Annotated in this window: 19 protein-coding genes; 9 read left to right on the top strand and 10 right to left on the bottom strand. The window is 59.1% G+C overall.

The window, feature by feature from the left end; all coding sequences use genetic code 11:
• Positions 1 to 179: 179 nt before the first annotated feature.
• Positions 180 to 467, bottom strand: a complete 288-nt coding sequence (locus HDF12_RS02090; protein WP_179580852.1) for a hypothetical protein — start codon at positions 465 to 467, stop codon at positions 180 to 182.
• A gap of 178 nt (positions 468 to 645) precedes the next feature.
• On the opposite strand from HDF12_RS02090, the gene HDF12_RS02085 reads away from it, so the two are divergent.
• Entirely contained in the window at positions 646 to 1,164 is a 519-nt protein-coding gene (locus HDF12_RS02085) for a response regulator (protein ID WP_179580850.1), read from the top strand.
• Between the two features lie 2 nt (positions 1,165 to 1,166).
• Here HDF12_RS02085 and HDF12_RS02080 read toward each other — a convergent pair whose 3' ends face one another.
• The 4 genes from HDF12_RS02080 to HDF12_RS02065 all read right to left on the bottom strand — a co-directional run bounded on the left by HDF12_RS02080 (position 1,167) and on the right by HDF12_RS02065 (position 3,720).
• Complete coding sequence (locus HDF12_RS02080) at positions 1,167 to 1,886, bottom strand: helix-turn-helix transcriptional regulator (protein ID WP_179580848.1); 720 nt, start codon at positions 1,884 to 1,886, stop codon at positions 1,167 to 1,169.
• A gap of 164 nt (positions 1,887 to 2,050) precedes the next feature.
• Complete coding sequence (locus HDF12_RS02075) at positions 2,051 to 2,437, bottom strand: VOC family protein (RefSeq protein WP_179580846.1); 387 nt, start codon at positions 2,435 to 2,437, stop codon at positions 2,051 to 2,053.
• Between the two features lie 189 nt (positions 2,438 to 2,626).
• Entirely contained in the window at positions 2,627 to 3,016 is a 390-nt protein-coding gene (locus tag HDF12_RS02070) for a VOC family protein (RefSeq protein ID WP_179580844.1), read from the bottom strand.
• 62 nt (positions 3,017 to 3,078) lie between these two features.
• Positions 3,079 to 3,720: a TetR/AcrR family transcriptional regulator gene (locus HDF12_RS02065; protein WP_179580842.1), complete on the bottom strand. Its 642-nt coding sequence runs from the start codon at positions 3,718 to 3,720 to the stop codon at positions 3,079 to 3,081.
• Between the two features lie 89 nt (positions 3,721 to 3,809).
• Between HDF12_RS02065 and HDF12_RS02060 the strand changes: the two genes are divergently transcribed.
• From HDF12_RS02060 to HDF12_RS02045, 4 genes are all read left to right on the top strand, one after another.
• A complete protein-coding gene (locus tag HDF12_RS02060) occupies positions 3,810 to 4,694 on the top strand; it encodes an aldo/keto reductase family oxidoreductase (RefSeq protein ID WP_179580840.1) in 885 nt (294 codons plus the stop codon).
• A gap of 253 nt (positions 4,695 to 4,947) precedes the next feature.
• Positions 4,948 to 5,484 carry a cupin domain-containing protein gene (locus HDF12_RS02055; RefSeq protein WP_179580838.1) on the top strand — a complete coding sequence of 179 codons (537 nt, stop codon included), beginning with the start codon at positions 4,948 to 4,950 and terminating at the stop codon, positions 5,482 to 5,484.
• Between the two features lie 43 nt (positions 5,485 to 5,527).
• On the top strand, positions 5,528 to 6,997 hold the full coding sequence (locus HDF12_RS02050) for a serine hydrolase domain-containing protein (RefSeq protein WP_179580837.1): 1,470 nt from the start codon (positions 5,528 to 5,530) through the stop codon (positions 6,995 to 6,997).
• Positions 6,998 to 7,203: 206 nt separating this feature from the next.
• Positions 7,204 to 8,208: an NAD(P)-dependent alcohol dehydrogenase gene (locus HDF12_RS02045; RefSeq protein ID WP_179580836.1), complete on the top strand. Its 1,005-nt coding sequence runs from the start codon at positions 7,204 to 7,206 to the stop codon at positions 8,206 to 8,208.
• A gap of 176 nt (positions 8,209 to 8,384) precedes the next feature.
• Here the strand turns inward: HDF12_RS02045 and dnaB are convergent, their stop codons facing one another.
• Positions 8,385 to 9,764, bottom strand: a complete 1,380-nt coding sequence (dnaB, locus tag HDF12_RS02040; protein ID WP_179580835.1) for a replicative DNA helicase — start codon at positions 9,762 to 9,764, stop codon at positions 8,385 to 8,387.
• A 226-nt stretch (positions 9,765 to 9,990) separates the two neighbouring features.
• Here dnaB and HDF12_RS02035 point away from each other — a divergent pair, with 226 nt between their 5' ends.
• Positions 9,991 to 10,296 (top strand): DUF5076 domain-containing protein, encoded by a 306-nt coding sequence (locus HDF12_RS02035; RefSeq protein ID WP_179580834.1) that lies wholly within the window; start codon positions 9,991 to 9,993, stop codon positions 10,294 to 10,296.
• A gap of 551 nt (positions 10,297 to 10,847) precedes the next feature.
• On the opposite strand, the gene msrA is transcribed toward HDF12_RS02035, so the two are convergent.
• Positions 10,848 to 11,465 (bottom strand): peptide-methionine (S)-S-oxide reductase MsrA, encoded by a 618-nt coding sequence (gene msrA, locus HDF12_RS02030; protein WP_373563904.1) that lies wholly within the window; start codon positions 11,463 to 11,465, stop codon positions 10,848 to 10,850.
• 234 nt (positions 11,466 to 11,699) lie between these two features.
• On the bottom strand, positions 11,700 to 13,718 hold the full coding sequence (gene mnmG / locus HDF12_RS02025; protein ID WP_179580833.1) for a tRNA uridine-5-carboxymethylaminomethyl(34) synthesis enzyme MnmG: 2,019 nt from the start codon (positions 13,716 to 13,718) through the stop codon (positions 11,700 to 11,702).
• Between the two features lie 81 nt (positions 13,719 to 13,799).
• Between mnmG and HDF12_RS02020 the strand changes: the two genes are divergently transcribed.
• The 3 genes from HDF12_RS02020 to HDF12_RS02010 all read left to right on the top strand — a co-directional run bounded on the left by HDF12_RS02020 (position 13,800) and on the right by HDF12_RS02010 (position 16,520).
• Positions 13,800 to 14,711, top strand: coding sequence for an alpha/beta hydrolase family protein (locus HDF12_RS02020; protein ID WP_179580831.1), 912 nt, complete (start codon positions 13,800 to 13,802; stop codon positions 14,709 to 14,711).
• An 84-nt stretch (positions 14,712 to 14,795) separates the two neighbouring features.
• Positions 14,796 to 15,974, top strand: coding sequence for a mechanosensitive ion channel family protein (locus HDF12_RS02015; protein ID WP_218892283.1), 1,179 nt, complete (start codon positions 14,796 to 14,798; stop codon positions 15,972 to 15,974).
• 171 nt (positions 15,975 to 16,145) lie between these two features.
• Positions 16,146 to 16,520: a VOC family protein gene (locus HDF12_RS02010; protein WP_179580829.1), complete on the top strand. Its 375-nt coding sequence runs from the start codon at positions 16,146 to 16,148 to the stop codon at positions 16,518 to 16,520.
• 13 nt (positions 16,521 to 16,533) lie between these two features.
• Here HDF12_RS02010 and HDF12_RS02005 read toward each other — a convergent pair whose 3' ends face one another.
• Together HDF12_RS02005 and HDF12_RS02000 are read right to left on the bottom strand one after the other, a co-directional pair.
• Complete coding sequence (locus tag HDF12_RS02005) at positions 16,534 to 17,196, bottom strand: rhodanese-like domain-containing protein (RefSeq protein ID WP_179580827.1); 663 nt, start codon at positions 17,194 to 17,196, stop codon at positions 16,534 to 16,536.
• Positions 17,197 to 17,249: 53 nt separating this feature from the next.
• On the bottom strand, positions 17,250 to 20,669 hold the full coding sequence (locus HDF12_RS02000; RefSeq protein ID WP_179580825.1) for a TonB-dependent receptor: 3,420 nt from the start codon (positions 20,667 to 20,669) through the stop codon (positions 17,250 to 17,252).
• Between the last annotated feature and the right edge of the window lie 93 nt (positions 20,670 to 20,762).

The raw sequence follows: 20,762 nt of genomic DNA, 5'->3' as shown, positions 1-20,762 counted from the left end.
TCGCACGCCTCTTTAGTGCTTCGCCCGGTCCTCCCGTTGGTCGGAATCATCTTCCTTCGCGACCAACGAAAGCGCCACGCAAAGCGGTATACAAGCCACGAAGTGGCCGCTCTCCGCGTAGGAGGCCCGTCCGGCAGGACAAAGCGGTGATTTTTTTGAAGGGGTCGTTACAGGCAGCCTTACTTATCCGTCTTCCAAACAAACAAAAACTCGTCATTGCTAGACGTAGCCAGATTGATCTTCTGCTGCCGCGCAGCCCTGCTCAAAGCCGATCGCACATTCTCCTTCGTATCCGGAAGCTGATCGAGCGGAATCTTCAACGCACTGCCAGGCTTCAATTGCGCGATATCGCTCAACAGCTGCGTAATGATCTCTCTGTGCTTGCCTTCTCTACCTTTGGGTACGTTCGCCTGCAGCACCGACTCAAACTTCATCTCCTTTGAATCAAACTCGTCGTCGCCGCTCACTTCCCCTCCTTCTCGTCCTCTCAGGCTATCGTGACACTAACCTAAAGTTAAGCCGATGCTCAAATCACCTGTCAAGATGCTATCCCAGCCAAAGCCTGAACCGACCAAAAACTGAGAGATCGAAAAGAGTTAACCCGTATAGAAACGGCTGGCCTAAGGTGTCTTCAGAGGTTACGTTATGTCCCCAAAAACGTACTTTGAGGTCGTTCCCTTGTCAGAAGTTGCGAAGCAAGATGAAGTCTCGCTGCCCGAGGAATTTAAAGCCGTCATCCTCATCGTCGACGACGAGCGAATCATCGCCGACACTCTCTCGATAATCCTCTCCCGTAGCGGCTTCTCCACCCTCACCGCCTACGACGGTACCGCAGCACTAGCGCTCGCACGAACGTCCGCCCCCCAACTTCTCATCTCCGACGTCATGATGCCCGGCATGACCGGCATCGAACTGGCTATCGCTGTCAGCCAGACCGTCCCCGGATGCCAAATCCTTCTGTTCTCCGGCCAGGCCGCAACCGCCGATCTCCTCGTACACGCGCGCAATGCCGGCTACAACTTCACCACCCTCACCAAACCCGTCCACCCCACCGACATGCTCAAGCGCGTCTCCGAGTGCCTGGCGGTACAAAAGACCGTCTTCGCCCCCACGCACAGCCCGACGGACGATTCTTCCCGACCCGCAACCTACCTCGTAAACTAACCTTACCCAATACCCGCCGCAGCAGCCGATTCGGAGACATAAGGCGGCTTGCCCGCCTGCTTCACAAAGTCCTCCAGCCTCTGCCCCTTCTTCTGCACGAACTCGCGCCCCAGCACATCGACCTCCTGCATCCGGTCGATGCGAAACACCCTGAAGTCATTTCGCAGCTCGCACCACGCCGCCAGCGTCCACGCCCCACCCCAGAAGTACAGCGCCAGCGGCCTCACCTCGCGCTCGCTGCTCTGCCCATCCTCCTTCGCATAACAAAACGCTACCGCCCGACGTCCCACGCAAGCATCGTGCAGCAGATCCAGCCGCTCCTTAAGAGGCTGCACCATTCTGTGCCCAGGCGCGTACATAAGAATCGAATCCAATCGCTCTCGAAGATCCGCCGGAAGCACCGCCTCAATTCGCTGCAGCGCCTGATCAACCGAAGCCACACTCGCCGCCCCGCCCCACGCCTGCACCATCCGCGCCCCCAGCACCAGCGCCGTCAACTCATCCCGCGTAAACATCAGCGGCGGCAGGTCCATATCCCGCCGCAGCGTATAGCCAACCCCAGCCTCTCCTTCAATCGGCATCCCCGAGATCTGCAGATCACGCACATCCCGATAGATCGTCCGCTCTGAAACCTCAAGCTTCTCCGCCAGCATTCGCGCCGTCTGCAATCTGCCGCCGCGCAGCACTCGTACGATCCGGAAGAGTCGGTCAGCCCGTCGCATGCACCTATCCTACCCACTTCGTGGGGTGTATACCGGCTTCGTCCCAGGCCTCCCGATGGTCGGCAGAAGATATCTCATTCGCGACCAACGGGAGCGCCAACCGAAGGGGTATACAAGTCACGAAGTGACCGCCGCCCGCGCAGGGCGCCCGTCCGGCAGGACACTCAAACCGAAGTATGCAAACCAATATGATTCCCTTCCGTATCCTTCAAGCAAGCAAACGCGCCATGCCCTCCAGGAATCACCGTACGAGGCATCAGCATCAACCCCCCAGCCTCACGAACCCGAGCGATCACGGCATCCAGCTCCCCATCGCAGTTCAGATAAACCATCGTCCCGCCCCGACCTGGTTTTCGGAACGGCCGCTTCACCAAAGCCCCCGCAACACCACCCGGAGCCGCTGGAAACAAACGCATCGGATCGCCCAGCTCCCCAAAATCATCCTTCTTCATCCTGCGATCCAGAATCGTCTCGTAGAACCTCGCTGCCCGCTCCAGATCGGCACACGGAATCTCGAACCAAACTGCCCCTGACTTCGGCTGTTCCTTCATATTGCCTCCTCTGACATTACGAACACAGAGGCAGCATACTGACACCCTCCTGACACCGTACTGTCAGTAGGTTTCACCAATTTCCGTCTCGCGCAGCGCGCAGATAGCCCCAGGACCTCTGTTCACCCCAGGCACCGCTTCATCGAAGCCCCAGACCCCCGGCCGGCGCTCTACAACTACAGCGCCTTTTCAAGCCGCAGAGAGCGCACTGATCGTAACGTAATATCCGTCCGGATCTCGGAGCGAGAACTCCCTGGTTTGAGTGTTCGGATTCACATGAAGCTCCTCTTCGAGCTGAGTGACGAGAGAGCGTGCCCTTTGAAGCGTCACGTCGAAATCATCGACGCGGAAAAACAATAGCAGCCCATTGCCGGGTGTCCCGTGATCGGGCTTCATCAATGAGGGATGCTCGTGGGCGCCCCACTCGTGGAGGCAGAGCAAAACAGTTCCATCGGAATCAAGAATTTGTCCAAAGTAGTCATGAGCAGGAAGGGTAGCCGCCTGACCGAACAACGTCTGATACCACTTGAAGCTGCCCCGCACATCGTCTACTCCTATGATGATCCACGTGCGCTTCATCAGATACCCCCTCTGCAGACTAATTCTTGTTCAGACTGATCTCCATCCACTCAGCCCGTCGCCTAAACAGACTCCCGCACAGTACAAGCCTCCAGGTAAACGCACACCAGAAACACCAGTTCCTGCCGCAAACCCTCAAAATGCTTCTCCGGATCACCCGACTCCAGCAATCTCCGGCTCACCCCGGCCATCGCACTCATCAACATCGAAGCCACAATCTGCGGATCCTTCGTCAGCCGATCGCGCGCCGTTATCAGCATTCCAACAAGCGCCTTATTCGTCTCCACGCCGTTTCTCAGCGCAATCTTCGCCCCATCTACATCCGAGCTCACCGAGTACAGCGCCACACTCGTCTTCGCATCCCTCATCTTCGCCTCAAGAAACGCGTTGATCAGCGCCGTCGCCATCTCCTTCAGACTCTTCCCCCGCTCCTCTCTGCACACCCTGCGCATCGCCCCGGCCACCTCATCGAGATGCCGCGTCAACGCCGCCTGCAACAACGAGCTCTTATTCGGAAAGTACTGATACAACGTCCCCACCGACACCCCCGCCCGCGACGCCACCTTCGTCGTCGTCAACCGTTCCTTGCCCACGCTCAACAAAACCTGAACGGTCGCCTCCAAAATGGCATCCACGCTCGCAGCCGAACGCGCCTGCACCGGCGATTTACGCGGCTCCAGCAGCACCTGGGAACGTTGCGTCAAATGCGAACTCCTAACCTGAGGCTTTCTTCATCTAACCACAGGTAACCACGACGGCCGCAAGCAGCGCCCCAACAAAAAGGAGCAACAGAATGACGCAACAGACAAATCTAGGCGGCACCTTCACCTTCCCCGGTACCTCGATGACCGTCAATCGCATGGGCTACGGTGCCATGCAACTCGCCGGACCCCACGTTTTCGGCCCGCCGAAGGACATCGACACCGCCGTGGCCGTTCTGCGCGAGGCCATCGCCGCCGGCGTCAACCACATCGACACCAGCGATTTCTACGGCCCCCACGTCACCAACCAAATCATCAAGCAGGCTCTCCACCCCTACAAAGACGGCCTCATCATCGTCACCAAAGTAGGCGCCCGCCGCGGCGAAGACGCCTCCTGGAACCCCGCTCTCTCGCGCCAGGATCTCATCGACGCCGTACACGACAACCTCCGTAACCTCGCTCTCGAAAAGCTCGACGTCGTAAACCTCCGCGTCGGAGGAGTTATGGGACCGACCGAGGGCTCCATCGAAGCACCCCTCACCGTCCTCGCCGAACTCAAAGCCCAAGGCCTCATCCGCCATCTCGGCCTGAGCAACGTCACCCCACAGCAGCTCGCAGAAGCGCAGAAGATCGCCGACATCGTCTGCATTCAAAATCTCTACAACGTAGCCCACCGAACCGACGACGCCTTCCTCGACGACCTCGCCAAACAAGGCATCGCCTACGTACCCTTCTTTCCCCTTGGAGGCTTCACACCCCTACAATCCGCGGTACTCGACGGAGCCGCAGCCTCCCTCCAATCCACACCCATGCAAGTCGCACAGGGCTGGCTCCTTCAGCGTTCCCCCAACGTGCTCCTCATCCCCGGCACCTCATCCCTCGCCCACTTACGCGAGAACCTCAAAGCCGCTACCCTGCAACTCCCACCCGAAACTATCACCAGCCTGAATTCAATCGCCGCAGCGCCCAAGCAATAACCCGCCGCAACTTCTCGCTCATAAGCGCGTGAGCGCCGTCGGTCAGCCCCATCCGCACTCTTCTTCGAAGCGCCTCCCCTCAAAGAGAGGCGCTCTCGAATAAGAGCATGAGCATTACTCAGGATGGAGCTGGCCGTCGCCTTATCCGGCGCGATCTTCGAGCGTCTTCACATGTATACTTTCGCATCCGCGAAGCGATCTAAGCCGTGTGAACGATTTGCACCTGAAAAGGTTACATTCGACCGGGGTGACATTGAAACGACGCAACTTCTTATCGCTCATCGCAGCAGCAGCGGGACATGCCGCCTGTGCACAATCAAACGGCACAGCCTCTCCAAAGATTCCAGTTCTGCATGGCCCGGACGATCGCAGCGGCACAGCCCATCCTCTCGGCGTAAGCGTGCTGGCATATAAGGTCGTCACGGCCGACACCCAGGGAGCCCTCTTCGTAGCCGAGCAGATGATGCATGCAAAGGGTGGGACACCGCTGCACATGCATTTGGACCAGGACGAATGGTTCTACGTGTTGGAGGGTGAGTTCCTGGTTGAGATTGGAGGCGTACGCCAGGTGCTCACTGCAGGAGACTCAGTGCTGGGGCCGCGCCAGGTACCTCACCGCTGGTTGTTCCTCGGCAAAGGCTCCGGAAAGATCCTGGTCTCCTTCGCGCCGGCGGGAAAGATGGAGTCCTTCTTTGAGCAGGTCGCTCAGACCGGGGCGATGCCGGGTGAAGACAAAGCTCTCTTCGCGTCACATGGCATGGTGCTCCTCGGTCCCGCATTAACCGCATGACCTCCTCATCTCTGCGAGCAGTCGAGTTTGTTTACTATTCTCCATGCGATCTTCCACTCTCGCTGCCGTAGCCGTCTTACTCTGTGTTCCTCCGCTGTTCAGCCAGGCCGTCCCTGCCCCCGCCTCGCAGACCTCCCAGCCACAATCCATCGCAGCCGAAATCCACGCCGTAGAAACCGGCTTGCTCCCCCCTGTCACCGTCTCTGGAGACCCCCACCCAACGCGCTCCCTCACCGAAGAAATGAGCCGCCGCCACGTCCCTGCCGTCAGCATCGCCGTCATTCACAACGGCACCATACGGTGGGCCCACGCGTGGGGAACGCTGAACCCGGCAGGCGGTCCACCCGCCACACCAGACACCCTCTTCCAGGCTGCTTCCATCAGCAAATCCCTCACAGCCCAGGCGGCACTGCACCTGGTCCAACAAGGCAAGCTCTCGCTCGACGCCCCCGTCCAGACTGAGCTCAAAGGCTGGACCCTCCCGCAAAACACCTTCACCGCCCAGCAGCCCGTTACGCTTCGCGAACTCCTCTCCCACACCGCCGGCATCAACGTACACGGCTTCCCCGGTTACGCCACCACGGTTCCGGTTCCGACACTCCAACAAGTGCTGGATGGCATCAAGCCCGCCAACACTGACGCGATCCGCGTCACTGCCGTCCCCGGCCAGGCCAACAGCTACTCCGGCGGCGGATTCACCATCGTCCAGCAGATGATGATCGACACAACCGGCCAGCCCTTCCCGCAGATCATGCAGTCCCTCGTCCTCGGCCCCATCGGCATGCACCACAGCACCTATCAGCAGCCTCTTCCGCAGTCTCGCCTCAAAGAAGCCGCCCTGCCCGCCGACGACAAGGGCGAGCCAATCCCCGGCGGTCCCCACATCTATCCTGAAATGGCCGCCGCCGGCCTCTGGACCACCCCCTCCGACCTCGCCCTGTGGATCATCGAAATGCAGCGCTCGCTTTCAGGCCACGCCAATCACGTGCTCTCACCCGACATGACCCGCACCATGCTCACCCCCATCAAAGACAACTACGGTCTCGGCGTCGACCTCTCCAGACAAAATGACATCCCCTCCTTCGCCCACAGCGGCGGCAATGCCGGCTACAAAAACTTCTACATCGGTTACGAGAACGGCGACGGCGCCGTCATCATGACCAGCAGCGACAGCGGCGGCTGGCTCTGGCCCGACATTCTGCGCAGCATCTCCCGCGTCTACAACTGGTCCACCTGGAAGACCACCCAGCGCAGCACCATCTCTTTAGCACCATCCGCGCTGACTCCGTACACCGGCAAATTCAGCACGAAGTCACTCGGCGAAATCGAAATCGCTCTCGAATCCGGGCACCTGCAGGCCAACCTCTCCTACTACGGCTCCAGCCCGCTCTTCCCCTCCGCGCCCAACACCTTCTTCGCAACGGATACTCAAGTCGAGCTGCGCTTCGATTCACCAGACTCCGGCACCTTCCTTGTAGACAACCAATCCATCCCATTCACTCGCGCCAAGTGACCGCCCTCCATCGAAAGCCTCTTATGATCGGTAACCGCAAACGCGCTTTTCGCCACCGAACGCTTCTGACGAGAAGCCGACTTATCGAGACTTACCTTTCATGGATGAGTACATTGGCGATTTAGCACCAATTGAGAATCCGTGCGGTAGAGTGGCCATCCACGACTATGCTACATTTCTCGCATTGTCGTAGGGAGCGTGGCTCATTGAACGCCGTCGTTACCAGGAAATACGGCCCGCCGCTGGATGTGCTGCAGCTCAGAGAGGTGGCGACACCAGAGCCGACTGAGGCGGAGGTCTTGGTCAAGCTGTATGCCTCGTCCGTCAATCCGCTCGACGGTTTCACAATTAGAGGGCCCTTGTTTTTCGTTCCGAGCCTTGGAAGGCTTCTCAGACCGACACACAAGATAGCTGGCGCTGATTATGCGGGGCGAATTGAATCGGTCGGCCGGGATATAAAGCGATTTCAGCCGGGCGATGAAGTCTTTGGGGCATCGTTCACGGGAAAAGGCCAGGGAGGATTTGCTGAGTACGTATGTACTCAGCAAGACAGCCTTGCGCCGAAGCCATCCAATCTGTCGTTCGAGCAAGCAGCAGCCGTGCCCGTAGCTGCGATTACTGCTCTTCAGGGTCTACGCGATCACGGTCAGATCCAGCCCGGCCAGAAAGTTCTGATCGACGGCGCATCGGGTGGCGTGGGTACGTTCGCTGTCCAGATTGCCAAATCATTCGGGGCCGAAGTGACCGCCGTATGCAGCCCGCGAAATGTAGACATGGCGCGATCAATCGGTGCGGACCATGTGATCGATTACACACGAGAAAATTTCACGCTAAGCGGGTTGCGATACGATCTGATCCTCGGGGCGAACGCCCATCATTCGATTCTCGATTACAGGCGTGCGCTCAATCAGGACGGAATCTTTGTGTGGGCTGGAGGTGGTTTAGCTCGAATGTTCCAGGCGATCTCACTGAGGCCGCTTCTATCGTTGATCGGCAACAAGAAAGTGCGTTTCTTCATTGCGAAGGTCAACGTAACGGATCTGCTTCTTCTCAAGGACCTTCTCGAAGCCAGAAAGATCGTACCTGTGATAGACAGGCGATACCCACTAGCCGAAGTAGCTGAAGCCCTCTGTTATCGCGAAGAAGGACATGCACAAGGGAAAATCGTTATCACCATCCCTCACGGTAATGAGGTTGATGCTGCCCTCTGAACCTTCAGACCATACAAGATCCCTCTGACAGAAATTTCATTGCTACGTTGATGACATCAGGCCTATGCACTCATCAACCTTGATTTACGCTTCTCCAAATTGGATAAGTAACGAGAAACGCGCTTCTCGTCATTTGCCCACCGCCCACGCGAACCTTCGCGTCGGCTTCCCCGCGCCTAGTACCCGCCCGAATCCCCGCCATGCGATAGATTCTCGAACCGCGTATAGTCCGCCAGATACGCCAGCTGAATACTTCCAGTCGGTCCGTTTCTCTGCTTCGCGATGATGATCTCCGCCTTGCCTTTTAGATCTTCATTCTCGCGGTCGTAGTACTCCTCGCGATGAATAAAGCAGACCACGTCAGCATCCTGCTCGATCGAACCCGACTCGCGCAGGTCGCTCAACAGCGGCTTCTTGTCGCCGCCCCTCTGCTCACTCGCACGCGACAGCTGCGACAGCGCCACCACCGGCACCTTCATCTCCTTCGCCAGCGCCTTCAGCCCGCGCGAGATCGCCGAGACCTCCTGCGTGCGATTCTCAAACCCCTTCTGCGACCCCGACGAACCCGTCATCAGCTGCAGATAATCGATCACAATCAAATCCAGCGCACCATGCTGCTGCTTCAGCCGCCGCGCCTTCGCCCGCATCTCCGCCAGCGTAATCCCCGGCGTATCGTCGATAAACATCTTCGACTCCATCAGCCGCTCCAGCCCATTGATCAGCTTCGCCCGGTCCTCGCGCATCAACATCCCGGTCTGAATCGCCTTCGAGTTCACCAGCGCCTGCGAAGCCAGCATTCTCCGCAGCAGACTCGCCTTACTCATTTCCAGCGAGAACACCGCCACCACCTTGCCCCCGCGCACCGCAGCATTCTCCGCAATGTTGATCGCCCACGCCGTCTTGCCCATCGAAGGCCGAGCCGCAATAATCGTCAGCTCCGACTCCTGCAGCCCGCTCGTCATCCGGTCAAACTCGATGTAGTGCGTCGCCAGCCCCGTAACCTCGCGCCCCTGCTCATACAGCGCATCGATCGACCCAAACGAGTCCTTCACAATCGCCGTAATATCCGAGAACCCGCCCGTCACCGCATGCTCAGAGATCTCCGTCAACCGGCTCGAAACCTGGTTCAACACATCGATCGCCTCGCGGCTCTGGTCCGAGGCCTCGATCATCCCCATATCGCACACCGTCAGCAGCTGCCGCATCAGGCTCTTATCGCGAACGATTCGAACATAGCTCTCAATACTCAGCTTGCGCGGCAGGCCCTCACTGAGCGAAGCCAGATAAGGCAGCCCACCCACCGAATCCAGCTCCTTCTTCTTCCCCAGATAATCGGTGACCGTAACGATGTCTACCGCATGTCCAACCTCAACCAGGTGCAGCATCGCATCGTAGATCTTCCGGTGCGAATCCAGCGCAAAGTCATCGGTCTTCAGCAGCATCGTCGCATCTATAATCGCGACCGGCTCCACCAGCATCGCGCCGAGAATCGTCATCTCGGCATGCACCGACGCCGGCCGTTCCTGCTCGCCGACAATGTGGGGATAAGTAGCCATGAAGTCCTAAACTATCGAATGCCAGCCTGCGGAAGGCGGCGCATTTCTGTGGATTACCCAGCTGTCGGGTAGATTTCAGTCTACGCCGCCCGGCCACACCCACCCACATACAGAGAACCAAGCCGGATGCCCCGCGCCCAGCCCTCGTGAGTCTGTGTTTTCAGCCTCCACAGAAAGTCGTTATAGGCTATTCGTTAACGACAAACAAACTTCCGCAGGAGCAATAATGGGCGTCGAAAAGGTTCTAGCCATTCCCGAGCAAGCCCAGCGCGACAAAGCCTCCTTCGAGGTCCTCCGCGTCTGGATCGCCGAACAGGGCCAACACGTCAGCATTCGCAGCGGAGCCTGGGAGGACCCCTTCGCCTGGGGCATCGTCCTCGCTGACCTCGCCCGCCACATCGCCCTCGCCCACCAGCTGCAAAACAAGGACACCGACACCGACACCGAAGCCTTCCTCAACCGCCTCCTCGAAGGCTTCGAAGCCGAGATCGAAAACCCCACCGACGAACCCGAAGGCGAAGTCACCCAATAACCCGCACTCTGCTCCGTTGAAACCCGTCACCTGCCCAGAGCTGCAGCCCTTTTCGACCCGTCATCCTGTTCAAGTCGTCAATCTGTTCGAGCTGCCATCATCTTCATGTCGTCATCATGTTCGAGCCGTCATCCTGCTCGAATCGTCACCCCTTCGAGTCGTCATCCTGAACGGAGTGAAGGATCCCCGTATTTAGTCCTTTGCCGTTGTTCCTCCCCTAAGCCCGTCTCAATCTTCGTCATCTCGACCGAAGCGGCAGACAGCCTCACCGTCTGTCGCGCAGCGGATTGCGGCCACATCTCTCAGTTGCAGCGAACCGATGCATGCTGCGGTGTCCGTCAAGACCCCCGCATTTCGCGCGCGCCTGCCACCTCGCCAAAATAAACTCTCAAACCTGGCGTATTTTCAGCCGCCCAGAATCTGTGGTGCTAAAACACCACATTCACCACACATCCCACCACACCCAGCCACAAAAAAAGCACGTTCAAACACCACAATTTCGCAAAAACCCCTGCAAAAGCGGGCCTCCGTCCCAGGCCCGCCAGCAGAAATTATTTGTGCTTGTAATCCTGAAAAAGATCAGGAAACTGCTGCTTCAACGCCGCCATCTTCGGCACATCGCACACCTGGATATACGGATTGTTGGGATTCTTCTCCGCATAGTCCTGGTGATAGTCCTCGCCGTCATAGAAAGCCTTCAGCGGCGTAACCTCGGTCACAATCGGCTTGGGAAACACATGCGCCGCATCCAGTTGAGCGATATAGGCCTTAGCCACCTTCTCCTGCTCCGGCGTCGTATAAAAAATCACCGACCGATAAGAAGTCCCCACATCCGGCCCCTGCCGGTTCAACTGCGTAGGATCATGCACCACCGAAAAGAAGATTCGCAGCAGCGTCCCATAGCTAACCTTCGCCGGATCAAACACAATCTTCACCGACTCCGCATGCCCCGTACCCTCAGACGAAACCTGATCATAAGTAGCCGTCGACGCAGATCCACCCGAATACCCCGCAGTCGTAGCCGTAACGCCTTTCACCCGCTGAAACACAGTCTGTACGCCCCAGAAGCATCCACCCGCAAACACTGCAGTCTCATGCCCGACCGCCGCATGTGGCTCATCCATCACAGGAGCCGGAATCGGCTCTCTCCGCTCTGCGCCCATCACCATACTCTTTCCCCTTCCAAATAAAATCAACGCGACCACCACCACAGCCAGCAGAATCAAACTTGTCTTGAAAGAACCCATCATGCACCAACCCTTCCCAACTTGGACGCCCAAACCCCGCCAGCGGTTACATCTGGAGGGCCGACACACCTCACTCAGCCAGAAGGTACACACGTCACGAAAGTGACCGCCGCCCGCGCAGGGCGCCCGTCCGGCAGGACACCCGAGGGCACAAAACTAAGCCACGCGCGCCCTGCCCTGAATCTCGATATAAACGTGAATCAAACTAACCGCCGCAGGCGTAACCCCTGCAATACGGCTAGCCTGCCCAATCGTCTGCGGCCGCACCCGCGAAAGAATCTCTTTCATCTCACTCGACAAACCACTCACCGTCGAATAATCGAACCACCCCGGAATCGCCCGTCTCTCCGCCCTCCGCATCTTCTCCATCGAGCGCCGCTGCTGGTCCAGATACCCCGAGTACTTGATCTCCGTCTCCACCGTCTTCATCTCATTCCGAACCCACGCCGGCAGCTTCGAATCCCCGGCAACATCCATCGCCGCCACCCAACCCCCAAGCGCCTCATCCCCATCCCGCAATCTCTCCCGAAGCACCGGGGCAACCTCTTCGATCGGCACCTCAGGCCGCTTCAAAAGCTGCGCAAACGTCTGCCCGCTAACCCCAGCCGCATCGCCATCCAGCCTCTCCTTCAGCGCAACCGGCAACTCCTCCGCCTTCACCCGCGCCGAACCCAGTAGCCTCTCAAACGCAACCGCCCGAGCCTGCTTCGCCTCATACTCCGCCCACGCAGCATCATCGATAAGCCCCAGCCGCCGCCCATGCGGAGTCAGCCTGCTATCCGCATTATCAATCCGCAGGTGAAGCCGAAACTCCGCGCGTGAAGTAAACATCCGGTAAGGCTCATTCGTCCCCTTGCTGATCAGGTCATCAATCAGAATCCCCGTATAGGCCTCGGTCCGATCCAGCGTAAAGCCATCCTCGCCCCGCACCGCCAGCGCCGCATTGATCCCCGCCATCAGTCCCTGACACGCCGCCTCTTCATATCCACTCGTCCCATTGATCTGCCCAGCCAGATAGAGTCCTGCAAACGACTTCACCCGCAGCGTACGATCCAGCTCCGTCGGATCAATCGCGTCATACTCAATCGCATATCCCGGACGCAGCATCTCTGCACTCTCAAGCCCAGGAATCGACCGCACCATCGCCGCCTGAACTTCCATCGGCAGGCTCGTACTCATGCCATTGATGTAGACCTCATGGGTATTCAACCCCTCAGGCTCCAGAAAAAACTGATGCCGCGTCTTCTCCGGAAACCGCACGATCTTGTCTTCAATCGAAGGACAGTACCGCGGCCCAATCGCCTCGATCTGCCCCGTATACATCGGCGACCGATGCACATTCTCGCGAATCAGCCGCAGCGTCTCCGGCGTCGTATGCGCGATATGGCAGTTGATCTGCCGCAGCGGAATCTCCTTCGTGCGAAAGCTGAACGGCGTTGGATCTTCATCCCCCGGTTGCTCCTGAAACTGGCTCCAATCGATCGTGCGACCATCGAGCCGCGGCGGCGTCCCCGTCTTCAAACGGCACTCGCGCAACCCCAGCCGCTTCAGCGCCTCTCCCAGCAATACACTGGCTGGCTCTCCACTCCGCCCCGCCGTGTACTGCTGCTCCCCGCAATGAATCAACCCATTCAGAAACGTTCCTGTCGTAACAATCGTCGCCGCAGCATGAATCACGCGCCCATCCCGCAACTTCAACCCGCGCACAACTCGCTTCGGAGAAAACTCGCTGACTGGCTGACTCGCTGACTGGCTGACTCGCTGACTGGCCGACTCGCTGTCCTCCACAATCAAATCCACCACCTCAGCCTGCTTGATGAAGAGATTCTTCTGCCCCTCCAGCACCTCGCGCATCTTCACGCGATACAGCGCCTTATCGCACTGCGCCCTCGGCGACCACACCGCCGGCCCCCGCGAAGTATTCAACAGACGAAACTGTATCCCCGTAGCATCTGCGACCTCGCCCATCACCCCACCCAGCGCATCCACCTCACGCACCAAATGGCCTTTGGCAATCCCACCAATCGCTGGATTGCAGCTCATCTGCGCAATTAGATCAAGATTCAACGTAAAGATCGCAGTACGAAGTCCCATTCGCGCAGAGGCCATCGCCGCCTCGCAACCAGCGTGCCCAGCACCCACCACCACCACATCGAACTGTTCCGAAAAGCTCACCTCTCTATTTTAGGCGTTGCCGGGTGATTCCTTGTAAATTGCACCTTTACAAGTCACCAATCCCAAACAACAATCAACCCTATGCGCCTTCATCGCCATCTTGCCGTCTTCGCGCTTCTCTGCGCTATCCTTCCTCTCTGCCTCCATGCCCAGCAGCTCCCCACCGCTATCACCAGCGACCCCGTTCACGACAAGACCAACCCCGCCGCTTTCGAAACCTTCCAGATCCCCAGCCACGGCGCCCTCCTCAACGCGCTCGCCTACATCGCACCCGGCCCGGCCCCACATCCCGTCGTCCTTCTCCTTCACGGCTTCCCCGGCAACGAGAAAAATCTCGATCTCGCACAGGCTATCCGCCGCGACGGCTGGGACGTCGTCTACTTCGACTACCGCGGCTCCTGGGGCTCCCCCGGCGACTTCTCCTTCACCCACTCCATCGAGGACACCCAATCCGCCATCGCCTACCTGCGCGACCCCGCCAACGCAAAGAAGCTTCACTCCGATCCGTCCTCTATCGTTCTCGTCGGCCACAGTATGGGTGGCTTCATAGCCCGCTACGTCGCCGCACAAGACCCCGCCATCAAAGCCGTCGGCCTCATCTCCGCAGCCGATATGGGCGTTGACAGGGTTCAATCCATCAAACCCGATCAGAGAGACGCCGCAGTCGCCGCTCTCGCCTCACACCTCGCTGCAGAAGGCATGGCCCCGCTCGCCGGATGCACGCCCGAAAGCCTCGCCAAAGAGGTCGTCGCCAACGCAACCGCATGGAACATCCCCGCTCTCGCCCCCAAGCTCGCCACCCGCCCCATCCTCGTCATCACCTCTGACGACGGCCTCGCACCCTCCAACGACGCCTTCGTTGAAGCCCTCCACAAAGCCGGCAACCAAGAGGTCACCGCAATCCACATGGCCACCGACCACTCCTACTCCGACCAGCGCATCGCCCTCGAGAAGGCGGTCCTCGACGGTCTCGACTACCTTCAACATAAATAGTGCTGTCACACGCAGCCGAGTTGCCGGATATTAAAATGCTCTCAGCTTCGTTACATCTAACCGACGAAGGAGAGACGGGCAACCTTGAATCGACTCACTCATAGCCCGACCAGCTTCACTGCATCGCACATAGATTCGCTCGCGCTTGCGTTCCCTCACTTTCGCCACACCTGGTTCTTGGCTATCTTCCTCTTCTGCACCGCCATTGTGCTCGCAAACGTGGTGCATTACGTCCTGTTCCGCATACTGCGCCGCAAAGAAGAAGAGAACAAAACTCTCGGCTGGGGACTCCAGCGTTATCTCGGCAAACCAGCCCGCGCCATCTTCTTCCTCACCTGTCTCCTCATCATCCTCCCCATCATCCCCGGACTGCCTGACAAGCTCGAAGACACCATCCGTCAGGGCCTCATCATGGCGATGGTCGCCGCCCTCGGCTGGTTCGCCGTCGGCTGCATCTACGTCCTGCAGTCCATCATGCTCCGGCGCTACGACCTCAACGCCGAAAACAACATCCAGGCCCGTCGCGTCCACACCCAGTTCCAGCTCTTCCGCCGAATGCTCATCAGCTTCGTGGTCATCATCGACATCGGCGCCCTCCTCTGGACCTTCAACGACCCGCGCATCTGGCACTACGGCTCCGGACTGCTCGCCTCCGCCGGCATCGCCTCCCTCATCCTCGCCACTGCCGCCAAATCCACCGCCGCAAACTTCTTCGCCGGCCTCCAGATCGCCGTCACCGAGCCCCTCCGCATCGACGACGTCGTCGTAGTCCAGGGCGAGTGGGGCCGCGTCGAAGAGATCAACTCCGCCTACGTCGTCATCCGCATCTGGGACCTCCGCCGCCTCATCGTGCCCCTGAGCTACTTCATCGAAAACTCCTTCCAGAACTGGACCCGCGAGTCCTCCGACATCATGGGCACCGCCTTCCTCTACGTCGACTATTCCATCCCAGTAGAGGACCTTCGCCAGCAACTCGAATCCATCGTCCACCCTTCGCCGCTCTGGAACAAGCAAGTCTGCGGCCTCCAGGTCACCAACCTCACCGACCGCTCCATGGAGCTCCGCTGCCTCATGAGCTCGCGCAACTCCAGTGAAAACTTCGACCTCCGCTGCCTCGTCCGCGAAAAGATGACCGAGTGGATCCAGCAGAACTACCCCGACGCCTTCCCCACCACGCGCTTCGCCTCTCGTCCAGATGGCTCTGCCCAACCGCAGGAAGACCAGAGGCTCCCAAATCCCCTTCAACAAACCGACCACAACTAGATCTGCACCTCCCTTCCGCCCAACGGGAGGACCAGTAGTCTTCACCCGCCACTACAGGGTAGACAAGTCTCGAAGTGACCGCCCCGCGCGTAGCGGGCCCGTCCGGCAGGACATATCTTTCGCCCACGGCAACCCAAAATCGCTATAAACTAGCCATCCAGCGAGGTCCCCATGCTAGGCCAAACTCCCATCATCGCCTTCATCCCCACCCGCGACGCCGCCCAGTCCCGCGCGTTCTACGAGGACCTCCTCGGCCTGCGCTTCGTCGACGACGACAAATTCGCCCTCGTCATGGAAGCCAACGGCACCATGATCCGAATCGTTCGCGTCGGCAACTTTACTCCCGCGCCCTTCACCATCCTCGGCTGGGAGGTCAAAGACATCCACCAATCAGTAGCAGACCTCACCGCCAAAGGCCTCGTATTCACCCGCTATCCCCACTTCGAGCAAAGTCCCGACGGCGTCTGGACCGCGCCCGGCGGCGCCGCAAAGGTCGCATGGTTCACCGATCCCGACGGAAACACGCTCTCGCTCTCACAGCACTGAGCCGTCAGTCGAACTAGTCGAATCTTGGCAGATGCTGCAGGTCTGTTTCAGGAACCAGCTCCACTTCACCGCCTGCTTTAATCCAGGCCTTCATCCCGCCAGTAATCACCTTCGTGTGGCAGTTTTCCTGCATCAACATATGCGCCACCCTGACGCTGGTAGTATCGCGAAGGCAGCTGCAATACAAGTAGACCTCGCACTCCGGCACCATAAACTCGCGCAACGCAATCAGCTCCTCCTTCAACCGATGCGGTTCCACTCGAATCGAGTTTTTAATCCGCTGCATCCCGGGATCGTAGTACCCATGGCTGCGCACATCAGCAATGATCATCAGTTTTTCCGGCGTCTGTTCCTGGAGGCGCCCATAGAGATTGTCCGCAGTAATCCGGTCGATCCCCTCGTATCTCTGCGCACGCATCGTAAAAACAACCAACGCCAGCGCATAACTGAATCCAAGTAGCAATAACAGAAAAAGTGCAGCATGGCTCGCTCTTCCAAGCGACTCTGTAATCTCCCGCAGAGATCCGCTGAACGCATACCCGATACCCAGCCACACCGAACAATAAGCCAGGGCTCCAAGTGCATCCAGACGGAGAAACCGCCCAATCCGCATGTTCAACGAACCAGCCAACGGAGCCGCCATCGCCCCAAGCCCCGGAATAAACTTCGCGAACAATAGCGTCTTCTGTCCGCGCCGATAGAAATATCCGGCCGAACTGAAGATACAACTTAAAACTCGACCCTAACCCCCAACTGCACCTGCCGCTCCGGCGACTGCCCCGTCGACGCCGCCGTAAACGTCCCGAACGGCCGTACGTTCAGCCCCTCCGCCGCAACCGTCGCAGCATTCTGAAACACCAGCGGCGTCACCCCGTTTACCTCCGTCCCCACCAGGTAGGCCCGCTGCATAATCGCCGAGTAGTTCACCCGATTCGTCAGGTTGAACGCCTCGGCAACCCACCGCACCTTCACACCTTCACTCGCCAGCACAGCCTTGCTCAAACGCAGGTCGACGCGCCCGGTATCCGGCAGCCGCAGCGTATTCCTTCCCACCGTCGGTAGATACACCGCCCCGCCTGCCCCATTGATACTCTCGTGTCCACCAGCAAGCCTGGTTCCGCCAAAGATATCCAGGCTGTAAGGTCTCCCGCTCGTCTCCGTAAAAATAGGAGCAACCGCCCAGCCGTTCACCGTGCTCCTCAGCCAATGCTGTTCGATCGAAAACTTCGGCTCCCACACCACGCTTGCCACGATCTTATGCGGATAATTCAGCGCAGAGAGCCCCTTGTCATACCGCACGTCGAACGGATCGAACTGACCGTTGGTCCGCGGCGTCGCCCCGCCACTCTGGCCATAGTCAATCGCCTTCGCCCACGTCCAGCTCGCTCGAAACTCCAACCCGCCCCGGCTGCGTCGCCGAGCCTCCAGCACCAGAGCGTTATAAGTCGCATTTGCATTCGAAAGGATGTCAGTCACGGGCCCAAAGTTCGTGTTCAGCCTCTGCGAATAAAAGGGAATAACAAACGTCTCCCCATCTCGAACGCCGACAACACCGGTGCCACCCTGCAGTTGAAACTCCTTCGTCGCAACCGACGGAGCGATATTGATATCCACCGAGTTCGGCAGTTGACGATCAAGATTCAGCAGATACGTCGCACTCGCAACCATCCCCGCACCCACCTCACGCTCAATCGAAAAGCTGCCTTGTTGCACCGCTGGCAGCCGAAATCTCCGATCGAATACCATCGCCGACGTCGTCTTCCCCACAGCCGCCGGCGGCGGCGTCACGTACGAGCAGGCATACCCAAATCCCTGATTTGCAACCTGCGGACAATTTGTAACCGTTGTCGGTAAGATCAGAACGCTCGTCGTCGAAGAGGGCAGCGCCGTGTTTGACAGCGCGTTACTCAATTTGGCGCCGGGCAGCCTGCCATAGAACAGACCGTACCCAATGCGAACAACCCCCCGGCCCGACCCAAACGGCTCCCACGACACAGCCGCCCTCGGTCCAAAGTTATTGCGATCCTCCGGAAACACACTCGTCGCGCCCTTCTGCCCAAACACCGCATCGAGCGTTGCATTTGGCTGTTGCGGCAGCGGGGAGAGTTCGTATTCGTAACGCAATCCGGCACTTATTGTCAGCCCCCGCCTCACCCTCCAGTCATCCTGCAAAAATCCCGCCCACTCCTGGGTGTTAAAGGTCACCGTCTTTTGCCCGAAGCTCTGCGTAAACGAGCGAAAGCAGAAATCATGGATCGGCGCTGTTATCGACGGACAGCCGCCGTTCGGATACGCGTTCACATTGAAGGTGTAGTCGGTGATCCAATCCACCAGCCCACCCGAATGACCCGACGTCACGCCGCTGTCGTAATGAAATGCTCCCTGCGAATTATTGAGAGTCGAAATATCGTCATGAACAAAGCTGACATCCACCCCCGCCTGAATTTGATGACGCCCACGCACCAGCGTCCACAGATCGGCAAGCTGAACCTTGTTCTCATCCGGATAGGCCGTGCGCCCCAGCGAGGTCGACGTCCCGAACGTAAATCCATCCGGACCGATCGCTATCTCGGGAGCAAATCCACCCGGCCCTACCGCGGGCTCCTGTGGCAGCGGCTTCGACGCCGTCTCAAACTGAAGATCCCGACCATACTGAATACGCAACTCATGACTCAGTTTCGGCGACACCCTCCAGGTCCATCGGCCCAGCAACGAATCCACCTTCACATAGCTGCTCCCCAGGCTTGCGACTCCAAGATCCACCACCGGCGCAGACCGCACCCCCGACGGCGCACTTGACCGCGCCCGGTTGTACTGCAAACTCACGCGATGGCGCTCCGTTGCCTGCCAATCCATCTTGCCGAAGTTGATCGTCTGTTCCTGTCGCCGCGCCACGGTCCCCGTCAGGCTGTCGAGATAGGTCAACGCAGCACTCACCTTCGCCCCCGTCACGCCTCGATTGCCCAGCAGCGCACTCTGCGTTGGTGTCAGCAAATAGAAGTTCGGATCATAGGGTGTCGAGACAGCCGGAAACGACCGCAGCTGCTGATCGTACGTATAAAAGTAAAAAAGTTTATCCCTCACCGCCGCCCCGCCAACGCTGCCGCCGAACTGCTGCCGAAGATCGGAGGGCTTCACCGCGGTACTCGTGCTCAAACCATTCACGTAGGTCGTCGCTATCGAAAAAGGATTCGTAGCTCCAAACGCGCTCGACCGCACCAGGTAAAAACCCGTCCCATGCAGCGCATTCGCACCGCTCTTCGAGACCGTCGTAATGATTCCTCCCGCCGCATGCCCATACAACGCCGAGTAGTTCTGGCCGCTCACACGAAACTCCCTCACCGCCTCCTGAGAAAACGTGGAAGCAACTCCTGCGTGCCGGCTGTACCCACCCCCTCCATCCACGCTCCCCGCACTCACCCGTCGTGAAGACCCCGTCTCCGCGGCGTCTTCGATCTCCCCTGCACTCTCCCCGCCCGTCCCTCGCGGCACCGCGCCAAAGCTCTGGTCGTCGTCTCCACCATCAATCCGGCTGCTGTTCTGCGTCGAAGCCACCCCGCGGAAGCTCAACAGCGCGTCCCCCTCCGGATCGGCGTTGACCGTCGGCGTCAATAAAGCGAACGTCTGCCATCGCCGCCCGTTCACCGGAGTCCTCTCCATCTCCTCCGGTGTAACGACACTGGCCGTGGCCGCAGACGCCACCTCGTCGACGCTTACCGTAGCCGGCGTCTCCGGCACTGCGGTCACGTTCACCGAACTCACGACCCCACTCACTTTGAGCCTCGCCTCCACCGTGGTCACGCCTCCAACCTCCACGACCACCGGTTCCAGCGTCAGATTCGCGAACCGCTCATAGTCCACCAGTACCCGATACTCTCCCGCAGGCAGATGAGACACAACAAACTCGCCTTTACCTTCGGTCTTCGCAACAGCAGTCAATCCGTTCGCGAGATTCTGCACCTGCACCACCGCGCCCACCAGCGCACCACCCGTCGCGTCAACTACAAAACCGCTGACCGCCCCATCCACCGAACTCTGGCCCCACGCGCAGCCCCCCATGGCAGCAGCGGCACTAAACCACAGCAAGCAGGCCCGGACAACGTTCCTCACACCCGCGCTCACCTTCGCGCGTCCCAGACAGAACGACATGCACTCTCCGCGGATTCTGTACCGCTCTACGCCGCAACCACGGGAAGATTCAAAAGAAAGCTCGCCATGCCCTTTCGCTATCCAGGCAAAGCG

Source organism: Tunturiibacter gelidiferens, assembly GCF_013410115.1.
Lineage (GTDB): Bacteria > Acidobacteriota > Terriglobia > Terriglobales > Acidobacteriaceae > Edaphobacter > Edaphobacter gelidiferens.
The sequence above is the reverse complement of the archived record's forward strand: the minus strand, read 5'-3'. Positions and strand labels throughout refer to the sequence as shown.

Coding starts and splice junctions, on each gene's coding strand:
- HDF12_RS02085 (WP_179580850.1), top strand. CDS start 646: ATGTCCCCAAAAACGTACTTTGAGGTCGTTCCCTTGTCAGAAGTTGCG.
- HDF12_RS02080 (WP_179580848.1), bottom strand. CDS start 1,886: ATGCGACGGGCTGACCGACTCTTCCGGATCGTACGAGTGCTGCGCGGC.
- HDF12_RS02075 (WP_179580846.1), bottom strand. CDS start 2,437: ATGAAGGAACAGCCGAAGTCAGGGGCAGTTTGGTTCGAGATTCCGTGT.
- HDF12_RS02070 (WP_179580844.1), bottom strand. CDS start 3,016: ATGAAGCGCACGTGGATCATCATAGGAGTAGACGATGTGCGGGGCAGC.
- HDF12_RS02060 (WP_179580840.1), top strand. CDS start 3,810: ATGACGCAACAGACAAATCTAGGCGGCACCTTCACCTTCCCCGGTACC.
- HDF12_RS02050 (WP_179580837.1), top strand. CDS start 5,528: ATGCGATCTTCCACTCTCGCTGCCGTAGCCGTCTTACTCTGTGTTCCT.
- dnaB (WP_179580835.1), bottom strand. CDS start 9,764: ATGGCTACTTATCCCCACATTGTCGGCGAGCAGGAACGGCCGGCGTCG.
- HDF12_RS02035 (WP_179580834.1), top strand. CDS start 9,991: ATGGGCGTCGAAAAGGTTCTAGCCATTCCCGAGCAAGCCCAGCGCGAC.
- msrA (WP_373563904.1), bottom strand. CDS start 11,465: ATGGTGATGGGCGCAGAGCGGAGAGAGCCGATTCCGGCTCCTGTGATG.
- HDF12_RS02020 (WP_179580831.1), top strand. CDS start 13,800: ATGCGCCTTCATCGCCATCTTGCCGTCTTCGCGCTTCTCTGCGCTATC.
- HDF12_RS02010 (WP_179580829.1), top strand. CDS start 16,146: ATGCTAGGCCAAACTCCCATCATCGCCTTCATCCCCACCCGCGACGCC.
- HDF12_RS02000 (WP_179580825.1), bottom strand. CDS start 20,669: ATGTCGTTCTGTCTGGGACGCGCGAAGGTGAGCGCGGGTGTGAGGAAC.